The 19,350-nt window shown below is 72.7% G+C and carries 13 protein-coding genes; 5 read left to right on the plus strand and 8 right to left on the minus strand.

What is annotated here, in order from left to right; all coding sequences use genetic code 11:
- Positions 1-101: 101 nt before the first annotated feature.
- The 4 genes from AB0M18_RS13210 to AB0M18_RS13225 all read right to left on the minus strand — a co-directional run bounded on the left by AB0M18_RS13210 (position 102) and on the right by AB0M18_RS13225 (position 9,111).
- Positions 102-3,731 (minus strand): LamG domain-containing protein, encoded by a 3,630-nt coding sequence (locus AB0M18_RS13210; RefSeq protein WP_365757117.1) that lies wholly within the window; start codon positions 3,729-3,731, stop codon positions 102-104.
- A gap of 419 nt (positions 3,732-4,150) precedes the next feature.
- Positions 4,151-5,611 carry an MFS transporter gene (locus tag AB0M18_RS13215; protein ID WP_365757119.1) on the minus strand — a complete coding sequence of 487 codons (1,461 nt, stop codon included), beginning with the start codon at positions 5,609-5,611 and terminating at the stop codon, positions 4,151-4,153.
- A gap of 64 nt (positions 5,612-5,675) precedes the next feature.
- A complete protein-coding gene (locus AB0M18_RS13220) occupies positions 5,676-6,875 on the minus strand; it encodes a lipid-transfer protein (RefSeq protein WP_365757121.1) in 1,200 nt (399 codons plus the stop codon).
- Between the two features lie 25 nt (positions 6,876-6,900).
- The gene (locus AB0M18_RS13225) at positions 6,901-9,111 is read right to left on the minus strand and encodes an acyl-CoA dehydrogenase (protein ID WP_365757123.1); all 2,211 of its coding nucleotides are present in this window, start codon (positions 9,109-9,111) and stop codon (positions 6,901-6,903) included.
- A gap of 183 nt (positions 9,112-9,294) precedes the next feature.
- On the opposite strand from AB0M18_RS13225, the gene AB0M18_RS13230 reads away from it, so the two are divergent.
- Positions 9,295-10,227, plus strand: coding sequence for an aldo/keto reductase (locus tag AB0M18_RS13230; RefSeq protein ID WP_365757125.1), 933 nt, complete (start codon positions 9,295-9,297; stop codon positions 10,225-10,227).
- 37 nt (positions 10,228-10,264) lie between these two features.
- Here the strand turns inward: AB0M18_RS13230 and AB0M18_RS13235 are convergent, their stop codons facing one another.
- Both AB0M18_RS13235 and AB0M18_RS13240 read right to left on the minus strand, forming a co-directional pair.
- The gene (locus AB0M18_RS13235) at positions 10,265-11,593 is read right to left on the minus strand and encodes a hypothetical protein (protein ID WP_365757127.1); all 1,329 of its coding nucleotides are present in this window, start codon (positions 11,591-11,593) and stop codon (positions 10,265-10,267) included.
- Positions 11,590-12,603, minus strand: coding sequence for a hypothetical protein (locus AB0M18_RS13240; protein WP_365757129.1), 1,014 nt, complete (start codon positions 12,601-12,603; stop codon positions 11,590-11,592). Before AB0M18_RS13240 ends, AB0M18_RS13235 begins: the two co-directional genes overlap by 4 nt.
- 194 nt (positions 12,604-12,797) lie before the next feature.
- Between AB0M18_RS13240 and AB0M18_RS13245 the strand changes: the two genes are divergently transcribed.
- A complete protein-coding gene (locus AB0M18_RS13245) occupies positions 12,798-13,427 on the plus strand; it encodes a class I SAM-dependent methyltransferase (RefSeq protein WP_365757131.1) in 630 nt (209 codons plus the stop codon).
- Positions 13,428-13,567: 140 nt separating this feature from the next.
- Here AB0M18_RS13245 and AB0M18_RS13250 read toward each other — a convergent pair whose 3' ends face one another.
- Entirely contained in the window at positions 13,568-15,250 is a 1,683-nt protein-coding gene (locus tag AB0M18_RS13250; RefSeq protein ID WP_365757133.1) for a hypothetical protein, read from the minus strand.
- A 378-nt stretch (positions 15,251-15,628) separates the two neighbouring features.
- Here AB0M18_RS13250 and AB0M18_RS13255 point away from each other — a divergent pair, with 378 nt between their 5' ends.
- The 3 genes from AB0M18_RS13255 (at position 15,629) to AB0M18_RS13265 (ending at position 18,595) form a co-directional block, all read left to right on the plus strand.
- Positions 15,629-16,498 (plus strand): N-acetylmuramoyl-L-alanine amidase, encoded by an 870-nt coding sequence (locus AB0M18_RS13255; protein WP_365757135.1) that lies wholly within the window; start codon positions 15,629-15,631, stop codon positions 16,496-16,498.
- 103 nt (positions 16,499-16,601) lie between these two features.
- On the plus strand, positions 16,602-17,459 hold the full coding sequence (locus AB0M18_RS13260) for a hypothetical protein (RefSeq protein ID WP_365757137.1): 858 nt from the start codon (positions 16,602-16,604) through the stop codon (positions 17,457-17,459).
- A gap of 125 nt (positions 17,460-17,584) precedes the next feature.
- A complete protein-coding gene (locus tag AB0M18_RS13265) occupies positions 17,585-18,595 on the plus strand; it encodes an LLM class F420-dependent oxidoreductase (RefSeq protein ID WP_365757139.1) in 1,011 nt (336 codons plus the stop codon).
- A gap of 18 nt (positions 18,596-18,613) precedes the next feature.
- On the opposite strand, the gene AB0M18_RS13270 is transcribed toward AB0M18_RS13265, so the two are convergent.
- The gene (locus AB0M18_RS13270) at positions 18,614-19,195 is read right to left on the minus strand and encodes a hypothetical protein (protein ID WP_365757141.1); all 582 of its coding nucleotides are present in this window, start codon (positions 19,193-19,195) and stop codon (positions 18,614-18,616) included.
- Positions 19,196-19,350 lie beyond the last annotated feature (155 nt).

Below are 19,350 nucleotides of genomic sequence, written 5' to 3' on the forward strand. Positions count from 1 at the left end.
ACGGTGATGGCTGTGGGGCCCGGCGGAGGCGCAGGGCCCCGGAGAGCGGTCGGGTGGCACCGCTCTCGCGATGCCACCCGACTCGGTTCATGGGCGCTCGGTCAGGAGCCGATCTGCGCCTCGATCTGGTTCTCGTTGTTCATGGCGCCCACCCAGACACGTACCTCCGAGACGGTCGCCGGCAGGTAGTGCTTCCAGGCGCCGCCGGTCATGCCCTTGCCGACCGCGAACTCGCCGGTGCCGAGGGCGCCGGTGAACTCCTTGTCGCCCTCGACCGAGGTGCCGACGCGCAGCACGATCTTCTTGTCCTGGGCGTCGAAGACGCCGGTCAGCCGGACGGAGGTGTCGAGCACCGCCTCGGTGGTCGACGCCACGAAGTCGAACGTGCCGTCGGCGTTGATGCGTCCGAACTGCCAGAAGCCGACGGGGACCTCCACTCCCGGGGCCTCGGGGTCGTCCGGGTTCGGAAGGGACCTCTTGCCGGTCTTCTTGAACCACAGGCCCCAGGCGGAGCCGTCCGCCGTGCGCTGTCCGACCACCTGGCCGACGTACCCGTCGGTCTTGTCGAGCATCGCGGCACCGTCGACGGCGACCTCGGTCGACACCGTGAAGGATCCCTGGTCGTCGACCAGCGGCCCTGCGGCGGTCGCGGCGTCGTTCGTGCCGTCGAGCTTGATTCCGTCGGTCGTGAGGGTCGCGCCGTCCGCCAGGGTCAGCGCCCGGCCGTACCCCGACGCCGCGTCCGGCACCGTGGTGCCCGACACCCCTGAGGGGGACCAGTCGGCGACCAGTTCGGCGGCCTGGAAGCCGCCGGGCAGCGTCGCGCGGGCCTCGTCGGCGATCTCCGAGTCCACCAGGGCCCGCTGCCATGCGGCGGCCTCGTCGATGGAGCCCTTCCAGTAGTCGCAGTAGATGCCTCGCCACCAGGCGCGGCCGGCCTGGAACTTGCCGGTGGACGTCCACGAGGGGGCGACGGCGTCCGCGCCCTGGAGCTCGCCGTTGACGTACAGCTTGATCTGCTTGGCGGTGTTGTCGTAGACGGCGGCCAGGTGGGTCCACACTCCGATGGTCGCGGGCTTCTTCGCCGTCACGATCTGGTTGCTGATGTCCCCGTCCGTGGCGTCCTTGGGCGACGTACGCAGCTCCCACGTCTTCGAGGCCGACCGGTAACCCAGGTAGAAGGCGCTGTACCAGCCGTCCGACGTCATGCGCGGGTCCTGCGAGAGCGCCGTGTAGTTGGCGTTGCCGTCATCGAGGCGGACCCAGGCGGAAACGGTGTACGAGGAACCCGTCTGGACGACCGGCCCCGCGGTGGACACGTAGCCGTCCGTGCCGGCGGCGATGAGGCTCTTGTCCGTCCGCGGTGTCTCCAGCGGCAGACCGTCCTTGTCGTGGGTGATCAGACCCAGACGGCCGCGGTTGTCCCGGTTCACGGAGCCGCTGAAGGTGGCGTCGGACGCACCGCCGTTGGGAGCACTGTCGAGCGCCGCGCCGGAATCCTCGTCGAAGTGCCAGCGGCCGACCTCGGCCTCACCACTCGACACCTTGAACTCGACGGTCCGGGATGCGCCCGGACGTCCGAGGGTGTCGATCGCACGTACCTCGAGTGCGTACGTTCCCTTGTTGGGCGGGGTCACATTGCCCGTCGCGGTCGCCCCGACGGCGGTGCTCCAGCCGGCGGCGCCGTTGAGCCGGAACTCGTACGACTTGTTGGTGTCACCGGTCGCGGGGCCGAAACCGAAGCTGCCGGTCACGCCGGGGGCACCGGCCTCCACGCAGCTGTTGGGCAGGCACTCCGTGTAGGGGCCCTTGAACGTGATCGTCGGCTGCTTGGGCGCCGTCGGGTCGACCTTGAAGTAGCACCAGTTGCCGTAACCGGACGACTGCGAGTACGTGCCGTTGTCGTAGAACGCCTGGGTCAGGGAGGCGTAACGGTGCAGCGACCCCTCGGCGAGGCTCGTCCCCCAGGAGGTCGTGGCCTTGACGTTGTCGCCGATGAAGTTGGTCCCGGTGGGGCTGCTGATGCCCGAGCCCGACCAGGTGCCGTTGGTCTGCGTCTCGACCCGGAACCAGGCGTGCAGCCGGGCACCGGCCTCGCCGCCCGCCGCGGTCTGCGGCGTGGAGGTCAGGGTGGGGGTCGGGTCGGAGGTGATCGTCGGAGCCGCCGCGTTGGTGCTGCAGACCGACGCGGATCCGGTGACGATACCGACACCGGTGGGCGTGGCCGGAAGCGCGACGTAGTTCACGGCCAGCACGGCGTCGTCCTTGAACCGCTTCCAGGCCGACGTGTCCGCCTCGTCGTGGGCGCGGATCTCGAGGGTCAGTCGCGAGAACTTGCCCGCCGCGAAGTCGCGGACGGTCGGGGTGAGGTTCTCGTTGGTCTCCTCCGGGTTGTCGTTGAACTCGATCGGTGCGTCCGGGGAGTTCGGATCGCAGAGAGAACCACGTCCTGCGGAGACATACCGGTCGACCAGCCAGTCGAGCTCGGCGGGCCGGCTCGACCAGGTCGTCGACGAGGAGATGTTGTTCGTGCGGACGAGATCAACCCAGCGCGGGTCGCACTGGAAGGCCCAGGGCTCGGTCACCCGGAAGGTCGCGTCCAGGATCTTCTTGCCCTTGAGGCTGTCCGGCGCGAACTCGTAGTACAGCTTCTGGACGTAGCCCGGGCCGCAGTAGTAGCCGTTCCACGAGCCGCACTTGCCCGCGCCCTGGCCCGTGCCGTCGCCGTTGCCCCAGCCGTACGACTCGTAGCCGTCGGAGCGCAGCAGCGTGCGCTCGGACTCGCCCCAGGTGACGGTGGGGTCGATGAAGAGCGGGTAGGCGTCCGAGGCGGTACCGGTCAGCATGCGCGTGTCCGGGACGACCGACAGGCTGTCCTTGGTGACGCTGACGCCCATGCGGGAGATGTTGTCGCCCTGGCCGGGCTCCAGACCGGTGCCGGAGGCCGCCTGCTCGGACGGGTCGGCGGGGGTCGGCTTGGCCTTGTCGGTGCTGGGGGCGGCGCGGAGCATCTGCGGGGCGGTGCCGGAGGCGGCGCTCGGCTCCGTGGAGTCCTTGCCGGCGGAGTCCCACATCTGGGCCGGCGGGGAACGGAACACCGTGTTGCCGTTGCCGTCGACGGCGGCGAGGTTGCCCGCGGCGCCCTTGCGGACGGCCAGGCCGTCCGTCCTCAGGCCGAAGGTGAGCTTCTTGAGCGCCGGATTCGCTGCGGCCTTGGGCGTCTTGACGACGAGGACCTGCTGGAAGCTCTCGACCGTGGCGGTCACCTTGAGGTCGACGTCCGGCAGCACATTGCGGTAGACCGCGTTCGCCCCGTCGAGCTCGGGCGCCGGAAGGCGGCCCTTCCAGTCCAGTTCGAGCGAGCGCCCCTTGTCGGAGATCCTGACCAGCGGGTCCTTGTCGGACCCGCCCGAGAAGGACATCTCCGCCGAGGCCGCCTTCGGCCCGACCGTCCCGTCCGCACGGCGCTCCAGCGTGGCGTCCGGGGCCTGCCACCCGCCACCGGGCTTGGCGACACGCACCGGCACCGTGTGCTGCTCCAGCATGAAGGAGAAACCGTCGGGATTCGCGAACACCGAGGTCCGCTCCCCCCGCTCGGCCTCGACCTCGACGCGCTTTCCGGTCTTCCTGGCCTCGTCGAGCGCCTGGTGCGCCTCGTCGAGCACGGGCGAATCCGCCGCCGGCACGGCCGCCTGCGCCGCCGGAACCGGAACCACCAGGCCCACGGTCATGACCGATAGAGCGATCACAGTGCTTCGGGCACGCCGAAGCACCCCCTGTCTCTTCACAATCCCCACCCCTGCATTGCGCAAAGTTCACAGTCGGTGGGTCACCCAACGGCATGCCTTCCTGTCACGTCAAAGGGATATGTCATGTCTGAAAGTTGGGAGTCCGCCCGGGCAAATGCGGCCATAGGCCGATACGCCGACGCCGGATCGGTGCCCGCCCTGGAATGGTTTTCCGCCACACAGGGTGACGGGATTTGCCGTCGGTCGACCGCGACGAGGGCATGGTCCGACATCACCTGCTGGCGAGTGAGCGCCAGTGACGCCTTACCGGAATATGAGATTCCAATTAATGTGCACAGAGCGATGGCTGCCATCCACCATTCAAGTGTGGCGCGGGTCACATGCTTCATCGATATGTCGACTCACCCTTCCTCCGCTCCGCCGCCTCGCTTCTCCCGCTCACCCGGCAGCCACACCGCCATCACCGCCGCCGTCGCCACCAGCACGCATGCCGCGACGCGGAAGGCCGCCGCGTAACCGGCGGTCAGGGCCTCGGGGGTGGTGGCGCCGGAGGTGACGGTGGCGGCGACCGTGGAGAGGGTGGCGAGGCCGAGGGCGCCGCCCATGGTGCGGGAGGTGTTGATGAGGCCGGAGGCGAGGCCGGCGTCGGCGGTGGGGACGCGGGTGGTGGCGAGGACGGCGAGCGGGGTGGAGCCGAGGCCGATGCCGGACATCATCAGGACGCCGGGCAGCAGGATCTCCGTCAGATAGGAGCCGTCGGCGGTCATCGTGGACTGCCAGACGAAGCCGCAGGCCGCGACGAGCACGCCGAGGACGGCGACCGGGCGGGCGCCGAGGCGGGGCAGCAGGCGCGGGGCCAGTTTGGAGCCGATGATGACGCTGGCCGAGCTGGGGACCAGCGCGAGACCCGCCTCCAGGGGCTCGTACCCCAGGACGTTCTGGGCGTAGAGCGTCATGAAGAACCACATGCCGAAGGACGTCGAACCGCACAGCAGCATGGTCACGTTGGCCGCCGACACCGCCCTCGTACGGAAGATCCGCAGCGGCATCAGCGGCTGCGCCGCCCGGGACTCCACGAGCACGAACGCCGCGAGCAGCAGCGCGCCGGCGAGCAGCGGCAGCACGGTCCCGGCGGAGGTCCAGCCCGCCTCCTCGGTCTGCACGATGCCGTACGCGAGGGTGGCCAGGCCCGCCGTGACCAGGACGGCGCCCGGCAGGTCGAGGCGCCGGCCGCCCTCGACGCGGCTCTCGCTCAGCCACCAGAAGGCGCCGGCGAGGACGAGCGCGCCGATGGGCACGTTGATGAGCAGCACCCAGCGCCAGGACAGCAGGTCGACGAGCACGCCGCCGACGAAGCCGCCCGCGGCTCCGCCGGCCGCGCCGACCGCCGTCCAGGTGCCGACCGCGCGGGTGCGGGCGGGCCCGGCCGGGACGGCGGCGGTGACCAGGGTGAGCGTCGCCGGGGCCAGGGCCGCCGCGCCGAGACCCTGCACCGCGCGGGCCGCGAGCAGGTGCCAGCCCTCCTGTGCGAGGCCGCCGGCGACCGAGGCCAGGGTGAAGAGGGAGAGCCCGACGACGAACATCCTCTTGCGGCCGAAGAGATCCGCCGCCCGCCCGCCGAGGAGCATGAAGCCGGCGAACGCGATCGAGTACACGTTGACGACCCACTGCAGTCCGGGCGCCGTCATGCCCAGCGCCTCCCGCATCGACGGCAGCGCCACGTTCACCACGGACACGTCGAGCACGACGAGGAATGCGCCGGCGCAGGCGACGAGGACGACGAGCCAGAGGCGGGGCGGCGGGGTGGGTATGGGAGGGGCGGAGGTCTGGGACGCTGTGTCGGTTCGTGGCATGCGTGTCATGGTCGCACCCGGCCTCCGCCCCGTACCCGCGGTCTACCGGCCCTGCCCCGCCCGTACCCGCGGATCAGCGGCGGGCTGTCCGCAGCATCGTCACCACCGCCGCCCCGCCAAGGCCGATGTTGTGCGCGAGCCCGACCCGTGCGCCGGGCACCTGGCGCGGGCCCGCCTCGCCGCGCAGTTGCCAGACCAGTTCGGCGGCCTGCGCGAGGCCGGTGGCGCCGAGCGGGTGGCCCTTGGAGATGAGGCCGCCGGAGGGGTTGACCACCCAGCGGCCGCCGTAGGTCGTGGCGCCGGACTCGACGAGCTTGCCGGAGGCGCCCTCCTCGCACATGCCGAGCGCCTCGTACGTGAGGAGTTCGTTGACCGAGAAGCAGTCGTGCAGCTCGATCACGTCCACGTCCTCGATGCCGAGCCCGGACGCCTCGTACACCTGCCGGGCCGCCGCCCGGGACATGGGGCGGCCGACGACGTCGATGCAGGAGCCGGAGGCGAAGGACTCCTCGGTGTCCGTCGTCATCGCCTGGCCGGCGATCTCGACGGCCCGGTCGCGCAGCCCGTGCGCCTCGACGAAGCGCTCGGAGACGACCACGGCGGCGGCCGAGCCGTCGGAGGTGGGCGAGCACTGGAGCCTGGTGAGCGGCCGGTGGACGGTCTTGGCGGCGAGGATCTCGTCGACCGTGTAGACGTCCTGGAACTGCGCGTTGGGGTTACGGGAGGAGTGCTGGTGGTTCTTGGCGGCGACGGCCGCGAGCTGCACCTCGGTCGTGCCGTACCGCTCCATGTGCTCGCGGGCCGCGTTGCCGAAGATCTGGGCGGTGGGCGGGGTCGTCTCGAAACCGTGCCCGGCGGCCATGATCCCGTAGTGCCGGGCCACCGGCGAGGTCTTGAAGGCCCCGCCGTCCGAGCCTCCGCCGAGGGCGCCCCGCGCCATCTTCTCGAAGCCGAGCGCGAGAACGCAGTCCGCGAGCCCGCCCGCCACGAACTGCCGGGCCATCATCAGCGCGGTCGAGGCGGTGGCGCAGTTGTTGTTGACGTTGTAGACGGGCACGCCGGTGAGCCCCAGCTCGTAGGCGGCGCGCTGTCCGGCCGTCGAGGCCTGGAAGCAGTAGCCGACCGGCACCTGCTCGACGAGGCCGTACGGGATGCCGGCGTCGGCCAGGGCGGCGGTGCCGGCCTCCTTCGCCATGTCCCAGTACTGCCAGTCGCGGGTCTCCGGCTTCTCGAACTTCGTCATGCCGACGCCGACGATGTACGCCTTGCCCATGTCCGGGCCCCCTCAGTCTCTCGGATCAGTCTCTCGGCAGGCCGAGCAGGCGCTCGGCGACGACGTTGAGCTGCACTTGCGTGGTGCCGCCCGCGATGGTGAGGCAGCGGGACATCAGCAGTCCGTGCACGGCCCGTTCGCCCGCGCCCTCGGCCACCGCGCCCGCCGGGCCGAGGAGTTCGAGGGTCAGTTCGGCGACCTTCTGCTGGTGAAGGGTCTGGACGAGCTTGCGGACGCTGGCGCCGGGGCCGGGGCCGGGTTCGAGCCCGGACACCTGGCGCAGGGTGGTGCGCAGGCCGATGCAGGCGAGGGCGTGCGCCTCGGCGACGAGGGCGCCGACCCGGACGCGTACGGAGGAGTCGACGGTCTCGGTGCCGCCGACGGTGATCAGCGCCTCCAGGCCGGTGTCGAAGGCGACCTGGTCGGCCATGTGGACGCGCTCGTTGCCGAGGGTGTCGCGGGCGACCCGCCAGCCGTCGTTCACCTCGCCGACGACGGCGTCGGCGGGGAGCACGGCGTCGTCGAACCAGACCTCGTTGAAGAGGGACTCCCCGGTGATCTCCTTCAGCGGGCGCACGTCGATGCCGGGGGTGTTCCTCATGTCGACGACGAAGTAGCCGAGTCCGCGATGCCTGGGTGCGTCGGGGTCGGTGCGGGCGAGGAGGATGCCGAAGTCGGCGTTCTGGGCCGAACTCGTCCACACCTTCTGCCCGTTGATCCGCCAGGTGCCGTCGTCCCGCCGCTCGGCGCGGGTGCGGAGGGAGGCCAGGTCGGAGCCGGCCTCGGGTTCGGAGAAGAGCTGGCACCACTGCTGTTCGCCGCGCAGGGTGGGCAGCAGATGCCGTTCCTTCTGCTGCGGGGTGCCGTACGCGAGGAGGGAGGGGACCACCCAGGTGGCGATGGACAGCGGGCTGAGCCGGATGCCGGACGCCTCCATCTCCCTTTGTACGGCGAGCTGTTGGACCGGGCCCGCGCCGAGGCCGTACGGCTCCGGGAGGTGCGGCGCGGTGTAGCCCGTGGCGGCGAGGGCCTTGCGGGCGGCGTGCGGGTCGAGGCCGGCGGCGGGCGCGAGGGCTTCGCGGGCGGCTCTGCGGAACTCCTCGGCTTCGGCCGGGAGTTCGAGGCGCAGCTCGCGTCGTGTGCCGGCGGCGGCGTGGCCCGCGGCGGCGAGCCGATGGCTGTCGCCCCCGCCGAGGAGCTGGCGGGCGACGAGGGCGCGGCGCAGGAGCAGATGGGCGTCGTGCTCCCAGGTGAAGCCGATGCCGCCGAGGATCTGGTGGCAGTCCTTGGCCGCGGTGTACGCGGCGTCGAGCGCGGTCGAGGCGGCGAGGGCGGCGGTCAGGGACCGTACGGCGTCGGGCGCCCCGGTCGGGCGCCCGCCGGGCTCCTCGCGGGCGGCGCGGGCGGCGTCCCAGGTGAGGGCGCGGGCCTGTTCGAGGCGGACGAGCATGTCGGCGCAGAGGTGTTTGACGCCCTGGAAGCGGCCGATGGGGTGCCCGAACTGGACGCGGGTGCGGGCGTGTTCGGCGGCGGTGTCGAGGGCGCGGGCGGCGGTGCCGCAGGCGTCGGCGGCGAAGAGGACGGCGGCGAGGTCGCGGACGGCGGCGGAGGTGAGGCCGAGGACGCGGCCACCGGGCACGAGGACGCCGTCGGCGCGCACCTCGGCGGTCGGCCGGGTGGGGTCGGCGGAGGCCTGGGGCCGTACGGCGAGGGTGGCGGCGTCGACGGCGAGCCACACGGTGCCGTGCACGGCCCGCGCGGGCAGGATCAGCAGGTCGGCGCAGGCGGCGCCGAGGACGGGCGGGGCGAGGCCGTCGAGGACGAGGCCGTCGGCGGTGGGCGCGGGCGCGGCGGTGAGGGTCCCGGTGCCGAGTGCGACGGCGGCGATCCGTTCGCCGGCGGCGACGGCCGCGGCCTCCTCGCCGCGGCCGGCGCGGTGGAGGAGTTCGGCGGCGAGGACCGCGGGGAGGTACGGCCCGGGCAGCACGGCCCGCGCGGCCTCCTCCAGGACCACGGCCAGGTCCACGAGGTCGCCGCCCCCGCCGCCGTACTCCTCGGGCAGGTGCACCCCGAGCAGTCCCTGCGCGGCGGCGCCGTCCCAGTGGGCGGGGCGTGCGGTGGCGAGGCCGGGGAGGTCGAGGTGCTTGCGGACCTGCTCCGGCGGTACGGCGCGGGTGAGCCAGCCGCGGACGGATCGGGCCAGTTCCCGCTGTTCGTGCGTGATGGCGATGCCCATGGCGCGCAGACTAGAACACGTTTCAATCTGACGGAAGGTCAGGAAGGAGGTCGGATGCAGGAGGCCTGATACAGGAGGCCGGATACGAAGTCGGGCTCGACGGGGCGCTCATGGCGCCCTCCCGTAGGATCCGACGCCCGCCGGATTCTCGGGCCCACCCTCGCGAACGGAGTTCAGGAACCGATGACGTCCTCGCGCACGAGCACGGTCTCCGCGGCCGACGCCGGCAGCTGGTCGCTCGGCGACCTCACCGTCCACCGGATGGGCTTCGGCGCGATGCGCCTGACCGGCAGCGCCGCCTTCCACGAAGGCGTGCCGAGCGACCGCGGCCAGGCTCTCGCCGTGCTGCGGCGCGCGCTCGAACTCGGCGTGAACCACATCGACACCGCCGCCTTCTACTTCTCCCGGCTGCGCTCCGCCAACGAGCTGATCAACTCGGCCCTCGCGCCGTACGCCGACGACCTCGTCATCGCCACCAAGGTGGGCCCGGCCCGGGACGCCTCGGGCGACTGGGCCACCTCGGCCCGGCCCGACCGGCTGCGGGGCCAGGTCGAGGAGAACCTGCGGCAGCTCGGCCGCGACCACCTCGACCTGGTGAATCTGCGGGTGATGAGCCAGCCGGACGTCAGCGAGCACTTCGGCGCCCTCGCGGAGCTCCGGGAGGCGGGCCTCGTCCGGCAGCTCGGCATCTCCAACGCGCGCCTCGAACACCTCGACCAGGCCCGGGCGATCGCGCCCGTGGTCTGCGTGCAGAACCCCTTCGGCGTCGACGCCCCGGCCGACGGGCGGGCGGTGCTCGACGCGTGCGCGGCACACGGCATCGCGTTCGTGCCGTTCTTCTCCGTCGCCGGTCAGGGCCGCGAGTCCGGCGCCGCCGCCCGCACCGAGCACGACGCGATCCTCACCGTCGCCCGCGCCCGCGGGGCCTCACCGGCGCAGATCCGGCTCGCCTGGATCCTCCACCAGGGCCCCCACGTCCTCGCCATCCCGGGCACGGGCGACCCGGACCACCTCGTGGACAACGTGGCGGCGGGCGCGCTGCGGCTCGACGAGGACGAGCTGCGCCTCCTGGACGGGATCGGCGGCGCGGGGGCGCCGGCCCGCGCGCCCGCTTAGGGACGGCCGCCCTCCGCCCCGCCGCCGCGGAGGTCGCTCACCGGGCGTCCGGCGCCTTGTCTGTCGCCTTGTCTGTCGCCTTCTCCGTCGCCTTCTCCGTCACCTTCTCCGGCCCGCAGCCGATGCGCTCGGCCTCGGCCGCGACGTACGCGGGCAGCAGCTCGCGCGTGGGCCGGGTCGGGTCATCGTCGTCGTAGGAATGCTCCTGCTCGACCATGAACAGCACTCGCCCGGTCTGGCACTCCGCCTGGTACACCGCCCGGGCCGCGTTCACCGACCCGTAGCCCTTGGTGCCCTTGACCTTCGTCCCGCCGTTCAGCACGTCCTTCCCGAACAGCTCGGTCAGTCCGCGGTCCACCACCGTCGTCAGCCGCACCGAGGGCCCGAGGCTCTTGTAGCCCGCCTCGCACACGCGCGCCGGGCCGCCGTCGCCGCTCGACCTCGACCACGTGAGCGACTCGCGGGAACCGGCCGGAAGCCGCAGCCCCTCGATCCCGCAGAAGGCGGTGGGCGAGACGGGGCCCCGCTCGGGGAGGGCGGGGAGCCGGTCGGGGGTGCGGTAGGTGCCGGAGCAGCCGAAGTCGCGCATGACGCCGTTGGCCGCGGCGACCAGCGCGCGGGTCAGATCGGTCCGGTCCTCGGCCTGGTACTCCCACTGGATGTCCAGCCCCGACCCGATCGACAGGTCGACCACGGTCGCCGCCCGGTTGTCGCCGACCCGGCCCGTGCAGCTCTCCGGCAGGGCCAGCCAGGCCCGTTCGGCGGAGGTCATGCCGGGCAGGCCGTCCCCGAGCGGGACCATCCTCGACGTCAGGAACTCCTGGGGCCACCGGTGCGCGTCGGTGCCGTAGAGGCCGTCGAGGACATGGACGTCGACGTTCAGCCGGCGCCTGATCCGATCGCCCTCGTAGGTGGTGATCCGGCACTCGCCGAACGACAGCCCCCAGGGGCGGCCGTCGTTCTCCAGGACCTGCTCCTCGACCTTGGCCTCACGGTCGCCGAACAGCCCCTTCATCGTCTCCTCGTCGAAGGAGTCCCAGCAGGGGGCGTGGCCGCTCACCAGGGGCAGCGTCTCGGTGCGCCAGGCGACGGTCCCGGCGCCGAGCAGCGCGCCCACGACGGCGGCGACGGCCGCGGTGCGGGCGGTACGGCTCCGCAGCAGGCGCCGCAGGCGGGAGGAGGGGACGGCGGGCGTCGCGCTCGTGTCGCCGACGCCCGTCTTCGCGTCGTCGGCGGTCTTCCTGCTGTCGTCCGTCTTCGCATCGACGTCCGTCTTCGTGCCGTCGTCCGTCTTCGTGCCGTCGTCCGTCTTCGTGCCGTCGTCCGTCTTCGCATCGACGTCCGTCTTCGTGCTGTCCTCGGTCATCGTGTCCCTCCCTCGGTCGCGCATCCGATGCGCTTGCTCACGGACGTGACGAAGTTCCCGAACACCCGCCGGTCGTCCGGCTGTCCGTGTCCCTGCAGGCCGGGACGGATGTCTCCGTAGAAGACCGTCTCCCGCCCGTCGCACCTGGCGCGCACCAGCCCCTTGTCGTCGCCCTCGGGAAGCCCCGTGAACAGCGCGACCAGGCGCGGTTCGCCCGCCATCACGAACTGGGCGACAAGCTGCCCGGAGCCCCCGCGCGAGCCGAACCACGCCGAGCAGGTCTGGAGCCGGTCCCCGACCACGCCCACCTGCTCCTGGTAGTGGGCGTCCCTGCCGTAGGCGAAGGTCACGCCGGGGATCCGGCACAGCGGCGTGCCCGCGGAGAGGTCCTCCTCGGAGACCTTCACCAGCGGGGAGGTGAGGCGCAGCGGCCGCTCCGGCGCGCAACCCGCCTTCTCCATCAGCGCGTCGGCCGCGTCGACGAGCAGCCGGCCGACCCCCGACCGGGGCGCCATGGAGAAACCGCTGCTGCGGACCGTCAGCGTCACCGGCCTGCCGTCCGCGTCACACTCGGCGGGCAGGACGAGCACGCCCCGGTCGGCCGCGACAAGGCCCGGGAGGCCGTCGGGCAGCGGGGACAGGGAGCCGTTGAGGTTCTCGGCGATCCACCGGCGGCGTTCCTCGGCTCCGGCGGGCACAGCACCGTACTCCAGGATGACCCTGCCGTCCTCAGGCGAAGAGGTCAGCTCCACGGTGCAGGTGGCCCGCGGCCGGCCGGCGGCGGGGGGCGCGGAGTCGGTGGCCGAGCGCTCACCGGAGTCGCCGAGCGCCTCCCCGCTCAGGAAGTCCGGTCCGCTGTTCTCCTGCCAGGCGCCCCAGCAGTAGTCGGCCGCCCGGAACGGCCCGGTGTCCGTGGCCCACAGCCCGATCCCCACGCCCGATGCGATCATCGCGCCCGCGATCACGGCGGCGAGCACTCCTCGCCGCCGTTTCCGCCTGTTGTCGTCCACGCCGTTCCCCCCTGCGAAGCGTTCACGTCACAGCAAACGCCCCGATGCTACGACCTCGCGGAGTCCAGGTCGGCTCCGGGTGGGCCTCCGGCTGGGCTCCGGCTGGGCTCCGGGTGAGCTCCGGGTGGGACGTGGGGCACGGGCATGGGGCACCATGGGCGCCCGTACGTCCGTACTCGTCAGTAGGAGCCAGCATGTCCGAGCCGACCCCCGAGATCCTCGCCGCCTTCGAGGCCGCGAAGGGCTTCATGCCGGTGAAGGAAGGGCTCGCCCTGTACGCGGCGGCCGCCGAGGCGGCGAAGCTCGGGCTGCCGCTCCTGGAGGTCGGCACGTACTGCGGGCGTTCGACGATCCTCCTCGCGGACGTGGCGCGGGCGGCCGGGACCGTCGCCGTCACCGTCGACCACCACCGGGGCAGTGAGGAGCAGCAGCCGGGGTGGGAGTACCACGACCCGAGCGTGGTGGACCCGGAGGTGGGCGTGATGGACACGCTGCCGACCTTCCGGCGCACCCTGCGGAAGGCCGGGCTCGAGGAGCACGTGATCGCGGTCGTCGGGCGTTCGCCGCAGGTCGCGGCGGTGTGGGGCGGGCAGCTCGGCTTCGTGTTCATCGACGGCGGGCACACGGACGAGCACGCCACGGGCGACTACGAGGGCTGGGCGCCCAAGGTCGCGCCCGGCGGCGTGCTGGTGATCCACGACGTCTTCCCGAACCCGGAGGACGGCGGCCAGGCCCCGTACCGCATCTATCTGCGCGCCCTGGAGTCCGGCGACTTCGAGGAGATCTCGGTCACGGACTCGCTCCGGGTGCTGCGCCGCCGCTGACCCGCACGACGAAGGGCCCGGACGACAGGCGTCCGGGCCCTTCCCGCGTCTCTGCCGCTCATACAGCACCACATACAGCGACACATACAGCGGCTGATGCGGCGGCTGATGCAGCGGCTGATGCAGCGGCTGATACGCGGCTAGTACAGCGACGTCACGTACAGGCAGTTCGTGTAGCTGTAGCCCGACTCGATCTTCGTCGTGCTGCCCTTCGTCACCTCGGCCGAGCTGCGCGTGCCGTCCCGCTTCTGGAGCATCTGGTAGTTACCCGGGGGCAGCGTCAGGGTCCGCTTCGGGTACTTGGACGACGGCCCGGAGCAGGGCTTGATGCCGCTCTTGGGGACGATGATGCCCGGGTACGCCTTGCAGCCGCCGCAGGCCGGGAGGGTGATGCGGCCGGTGACGGGGCCGGTGTAGAGGAGTTCGACCTCGCCCGGGCCGTCGTTGCTGATCACCATCGTCATGCCGGAGCCGTCGGCGGTGGCGGCCGACGGGACCTTGTTGCCGGCGGCCGGGGTCTCCTCGGCGATCTCGGCTGCGATGGCGATATTGCGGGCCTGCGGGGTCTGCGGGCTCGACGGGTACGCCTTGACGTACTCGTTCATCGTCGCGAGCGCCTCCGTGAACTCCTTCTTCTTGAACTGGTCGACACCGCACGCGAAGTCGCCGCGCTGGATCGACCGGTCCACGTCCTTCCCGAGGGAGGCGAAGGCCGCCGACGGCAGCATGCCGACCGTGGTGTCGACACGGCGCAGCTCCTCGGCCGTTCCGCAGGGCGAGACGCCCATCGACCGGTCACGGGCCCGCAGCACCTCGCGCAGGGTCGGCTGGACCTTCGCCGCGAACGGCGACTGCGGGAAGGTGCTCAGCAGGGCGTTGAGGTGGTCGGCGGACGACCGCTCCTGGCCGGCCGTGCCGATGGTCCGTGTGCCGCACTCGAACCAGGACTCCGCCAGCGGCTCGTCGGCGCGGCCGACGAGGCCGCCGAGCAGCGCCTTGTCGACGCTCCCGGGCAGCGCCCGCAGATGCTGGAGGGCGGGGACGGCGCGGCAGTGGTCCTTCTTCTCGTACGGGGCGGAGACCGACGTGTAGTACGCCTGGAGGCGGTCCGGGACGAGCTTTCCGGCGCGCGAGCCGGCGTGCTCCGTACCGATCCGCTGGTACGTGGCGAGGACGGAGCGGTACGTGGCCTCGACGCTGGTGAAGCTCTGGCCCTCGGAGTCCTTCACCAGCTTGTCGGCGGCGGCGAGCTGTTCGAGGAGCCGCTGCTCCCGCGCCTCGTCGCGGGCCGCGCCGTACGCGAAGCCGCCGCCCACCGGTACCGCGAACAGCACGAGCGCCAGCGGCAGGACGAGGCCCTGGCGAGCCGAGGCCCAGGGCGCGAGCGGCGTGTGGCGGGCGCGGCGGAGGGCGTCCAGGGCGGCGAGGACGACGAAGGCTCCGTACGCGACGAGGGCGCCGGCCGGGATGCCGTCGGGGTCGGCCGGCAGGGCCGTGACGATCAGCGCGACGGCCGCCGCCCAGCAGACGACCGCGCCGATCCACTGCCGCAGGACGACATACCCGAGGCCGAGGCCGGACAGGTTGAGCAGCGCGGCGGCCACGGCGGCCGGCCAGGGCTGCGGCGGCGGGGGCGGCGGAGGCGGCTCCACGGGCGCGAACCCGGGCGGGGCGAATCCGGCCCCCGGACCGGGCATCGCGCCGAGCTGCATGGTCGGCTGCGGGGTGCCGTACACCGGCGGGTGCGCGGGCGGCGGAGGAAGCGGCGCCCGGGGCTGCTGGGGCGCCTGCCCCGCCTCCGGCGCGACCCTGGGGTCCGGCACCGACGGCCGGGCGTCCTGAGGCTCTGCGGCATCCCGCGGCTCAGCGGCATCCCGCGGCTCCCCGGCGTCGGGCGCCCGTCTCGGGTCCGGCACCTGCCCCGGGCCCTGAGCGGACGCTCCCGGGCCGGTGTACTCCCAGGGTGACGGATGTCTCCCGGCGGTGCCCTGGTGGTCGTGGTCTTCCCCCGCCACAGGTCCCCCCTCGTGGTCGTCTGACGGTTCGTCTCATGGTCGCGCGGCGATCACCCTTGTGCCGCATCGGGGTCCCGGGGCGGCGCGGCCATCTCCCCCACCTACCCTTCACCCACCTCTCACACACGTGGCCGCCGTTCGGTTCCGCTGCGGGCATTCCGGCTCCGGAACGCCTACAGTCGCGGGGTGCCGAACGACCACCGGAAGCTCCTCGCGCTCGTCCTGCCGCTCGCCCTGCCGCTGGCCCTGACCCTGACCGGGTGCGGCGGGTCCGCCGCGCCTGCGCCGCAGGCCACCCGCGCCGAAGACGCCAAGGCCGCCCCGACCGCCACACCGAGCACGGCGCCCATCCCGGCCTCCCCCTCCCCCTCCTCCGCCGCCCTGCCGCTCGCCGGGCGGACGGTGGTCATCGACCCGGGGCACAATCCTGGAAATTTCCGGTATACGTCGGAAATCAACAAGAAGGTGAATATCGGGACCATCCGCAAGGAGTGCGACACCACCGGCACCTCCACGAACGCGGGCTACACCGAGGCCGCCTTCACCCTCGATGTTTCACACCGTCTTCGCGATCTCCTCAAGAAGCAGGGCGCGAAGGTGCTCCTGGTGCACGACGCCGAGCGTCCGTACGGGCCCTGCATCGACGAGCGCGCGCGGTTCGGCAACGCCGCGAAGGCCGACGCCGTGGTCTCCGTGCACGCCGACGGCTCCGCCACCGGCAACCGCGGCTTCCATGTGATCCTGCCCGCCCGGGTGAGCGGCGGGGGCGCCGACACCGCGAAGATCGTGGGTCCGTCCCGTACCCTCGGCGAGAAGCTCGTCACGGAATTCGCCCGCGCCACCGGTTCACGACCCGCCAACTACATCGGATCCGGCACCGGGTTGGACGTCCGTGACGATCTCGGGGGGCTCAATCTCTCGACCGTTCCCAAGGTCTTCCTCGAATGCGGCAATATGCGTGATCCGAAGGACGCCGCGCTGCTGACCGACGCAGCGTGGCGCCAGAAGGCGGCGCGGGGGATCGCGGACGGCATCGCGGCCTACCTCCAGGGGTAGGACCGAGGAGCGATCGGACGAACGATAGATTCGCTCCGTACGATGGGGCGCCCCCCGTGCTTCGCGCCACCCCGACGAGACGACCCGACGAAGGACTTCTTACGTGAATATCCGCTCCCTCACCCGAGGCGATGGCGTGCTGATCGGCGCAGCGGTGGTGCTGTTCATCGCCTCGTTCCTCGGCATCTCCGGCTGTGACGCGCCGGGCAACTACTGCGACTCCTTCGACTCGGCGTTCTCGTGGGAGCTCTCGCCGCTCGGCTGGGGCTCCTTCCTGCTCGGCATCGCCGGCGCGGCGCTCGTGGTGCTCTCGCGCGCGCTGCCGCAGCCGCGCAAGGTGGCCGGCCTGGAGCTCGGCCAGGTCGGCGCGGCCTTCAGCGTGGCCTCCGCCTGGACCATCCTGATGTGGGTCTTCGAGTCGACGAACGTCGGCGCCGGCCTGGTGCTCGGCCTGATCGCCTCGCTCGCCGGTGCCGCCGGCGCGATCGCGGGTCCGCTGGTCCCGGCCCTGCAGGCCCCGCTGCTCGGTGCGCCGAGGCCGCAGACCCCGCAGCCGTACGGCATGCAGCCCGGCCAGCCGGGTCAGCCGGGCGTCCCCGGTGGCTACGGCTACCCGGGCGCCCAGCAGGCCGCCCCGTACGGCGCGCAGCCCGACCCGTCGCTCGGCGGCGGCCAGCCGTACGGCGCGCAGCCGCAGCCGGCCCCGGGTCCGCAGGACGCCGCCCCGCAGCAGGCGCAGGCCGCCGCCCAGGCTCCGGCCGGGGACTTCGCTCCGTTCTGGTTCGCCGTCCCGGCGGCCCGTCCGCTGTACGCGGAGGACGGCTCGGCCGCGCCGATCGCCGAACTGGCGCCCGGCGCCTGGTACCTGGCGGTCGAGCAGCGCGGTCAGGCGCTGATCGCGCAGACGCAGGACGGCCGCCGCGGTGTCCTGCAGGACACCACCGGCATCCAGCGCGGCTGAGGCGGGCACCTCTCCGCATCGCCCGCCCGACGGCCCCCGGCCCGGATCTCTTCCGGACCGGGGGCCGTCGGCGTACAGTGCGCACCGACCCAGCCCAGCTGACGGATCGTCAGAAAGGTGGCGGCATGCGGCTCGGACTCGCTCTCGGCTACTGGGGGCGCGGCCCCTCCCCCGTCCACCTCGCCCTCGCCCGCGAGGCCGAGGAGCTGGGCTACGACTCCGTGTGGACCGCCGAGGCCTGGGGCTCCGACGCCTTCACCGCGCTCACCTGGATCGCCGCCCACACCTCGCGCGTCCGGCTCGGCACCGCCGTCGCGCAGATGGCGGCGCGCACCCCGACCGCCACCGCGATGCACGCGCTCACCCTGGACCATCTGTCGGGCGGGCGGATGATCCTCGGGCTCGGGCTGTCCGGACCGCAGGTCGTCGAGGGCTGGTACGGGCGGCCCTTCCCGCGCTCGCCGCTCACCGCGACCCGCGAGTACGTGGACGTGGTCAGACAGGTGCTGCGCCGGGAGGGGCCCGTCGCGCTCGACGGGCGCTACCACCCGCATCCGTACACCGGCGCGGACGGCACCGGGCTCGGCAAGCCGCTCAAACCGATCACCCACCCCCTGCGGGCGGATCTGCCGGTGCTGCTCGGCGCGGAGGGTCCCAAGAACATCGCCCAGACGCTGCGGATCGCCGACGGCTGGCTGCCGCTCTACTGGTCGCCCACCCGCTGGGCCGAGGTGTACGCGCTGCCGGACGCCCTTCCCGAGGACTTCACCGTCGCGCCGATGGTGCGCGCCCAGGTGTGCGAGGACGTCGCCGCCGGGCTGCTGCCGGTGAAGGCGATGCTCGGCTTCTACATCGGCGGCATGGGGCACACGGCCCGGAACTTCCATGCCGACCTGATGGCGCGCATGGGGTACGAGGCGGAGGCGCGGCACATCCAGGGGCTGTTCGCGGCGGGGCGGCGGGAGGAGGCGGTGCTCGCCGTGCCGGACGCCTTCGCCGACGAGATCTCGCTCGTCGGGCCGCGGGAGCGGATCGCGGAGCGCCTCGCGGAATGGCGGACGGGCCCGGTGACGGACCTGCTGGTCACGGCACCGGACCCGGAGACGCTCCGTACCCTCGCGGAGCTGAACGGCTAGCGGGTCGGCCGGAAGGTCTCATCCTCCGCTGAGCTGGGAGGCGCTGGGGACCTTGTCGACGACCTCGGCGCCGGCACTCTTCCCCGCGTCCTTCACGCCGTTGATGACGCTCTCGAAGGAGCCGACGTCCGCGTCGGTCACCTCGCCCCTGCGGAGCTTCGTGCCGAGGTTCTTCAGCGACTCGATGCCGGCGCTGAGCGGCGCCACCGCCTTGGAGAGCAGCGGGTCGCCCTTGGCGTTGTTCACGGCGGCCTTGAGGCGGTTGTACGTGAAGGCGCCCGCGAGACCGGCCTTGACGAGGGCGAAGGTACGGCCGTCGGCGCCCTTCTTGAACTTGCCCGCGCGGTACGGCTTGACGATCCACTGGTAGGTGGCGCCGGCCGCGAGCCCCGCGTTCGCCACGAAGCGGGTCTTGGCCAGCTTCTGCTGCTCGAAGCTCGCCGAGGCCGACGGGGCCGCCGCGGCCGCCGTCGCGGTGGAGTCGGCGCTCGTCGTCAGGCTCTGCGCGCTGTCGCCGCCGCAGGCCGCGGTGGTCGTGAGCAGCGCACCGGACAGGAACAGCGCGACGACGGCGCGGCGCGCGCGTATGAGGCTTGGCACGGTGAGTCCTCCCTGGGCCCAGGGAAGGGCCTGGTTGCTGTGGCGCCAGCCTCGCCCGGTGCCGGGCGGGCTGCCAGCGGGGTGACCCGTACGGGTCCGCCCCTCCGCCCTCGCCTCGGTCAACGGCCACCGCCCCTGGCCACAGGCGTCCCTTC

Origin of the sequence: Streptomyces sp. NPDC051909 (genome assembly GCF_040681095.1) — a bacterium.
GTDB lineage: Bacteria > Actinomycetota > Actinomycetes > Streptomycetales > Streptomycetaceae > Streptomyces.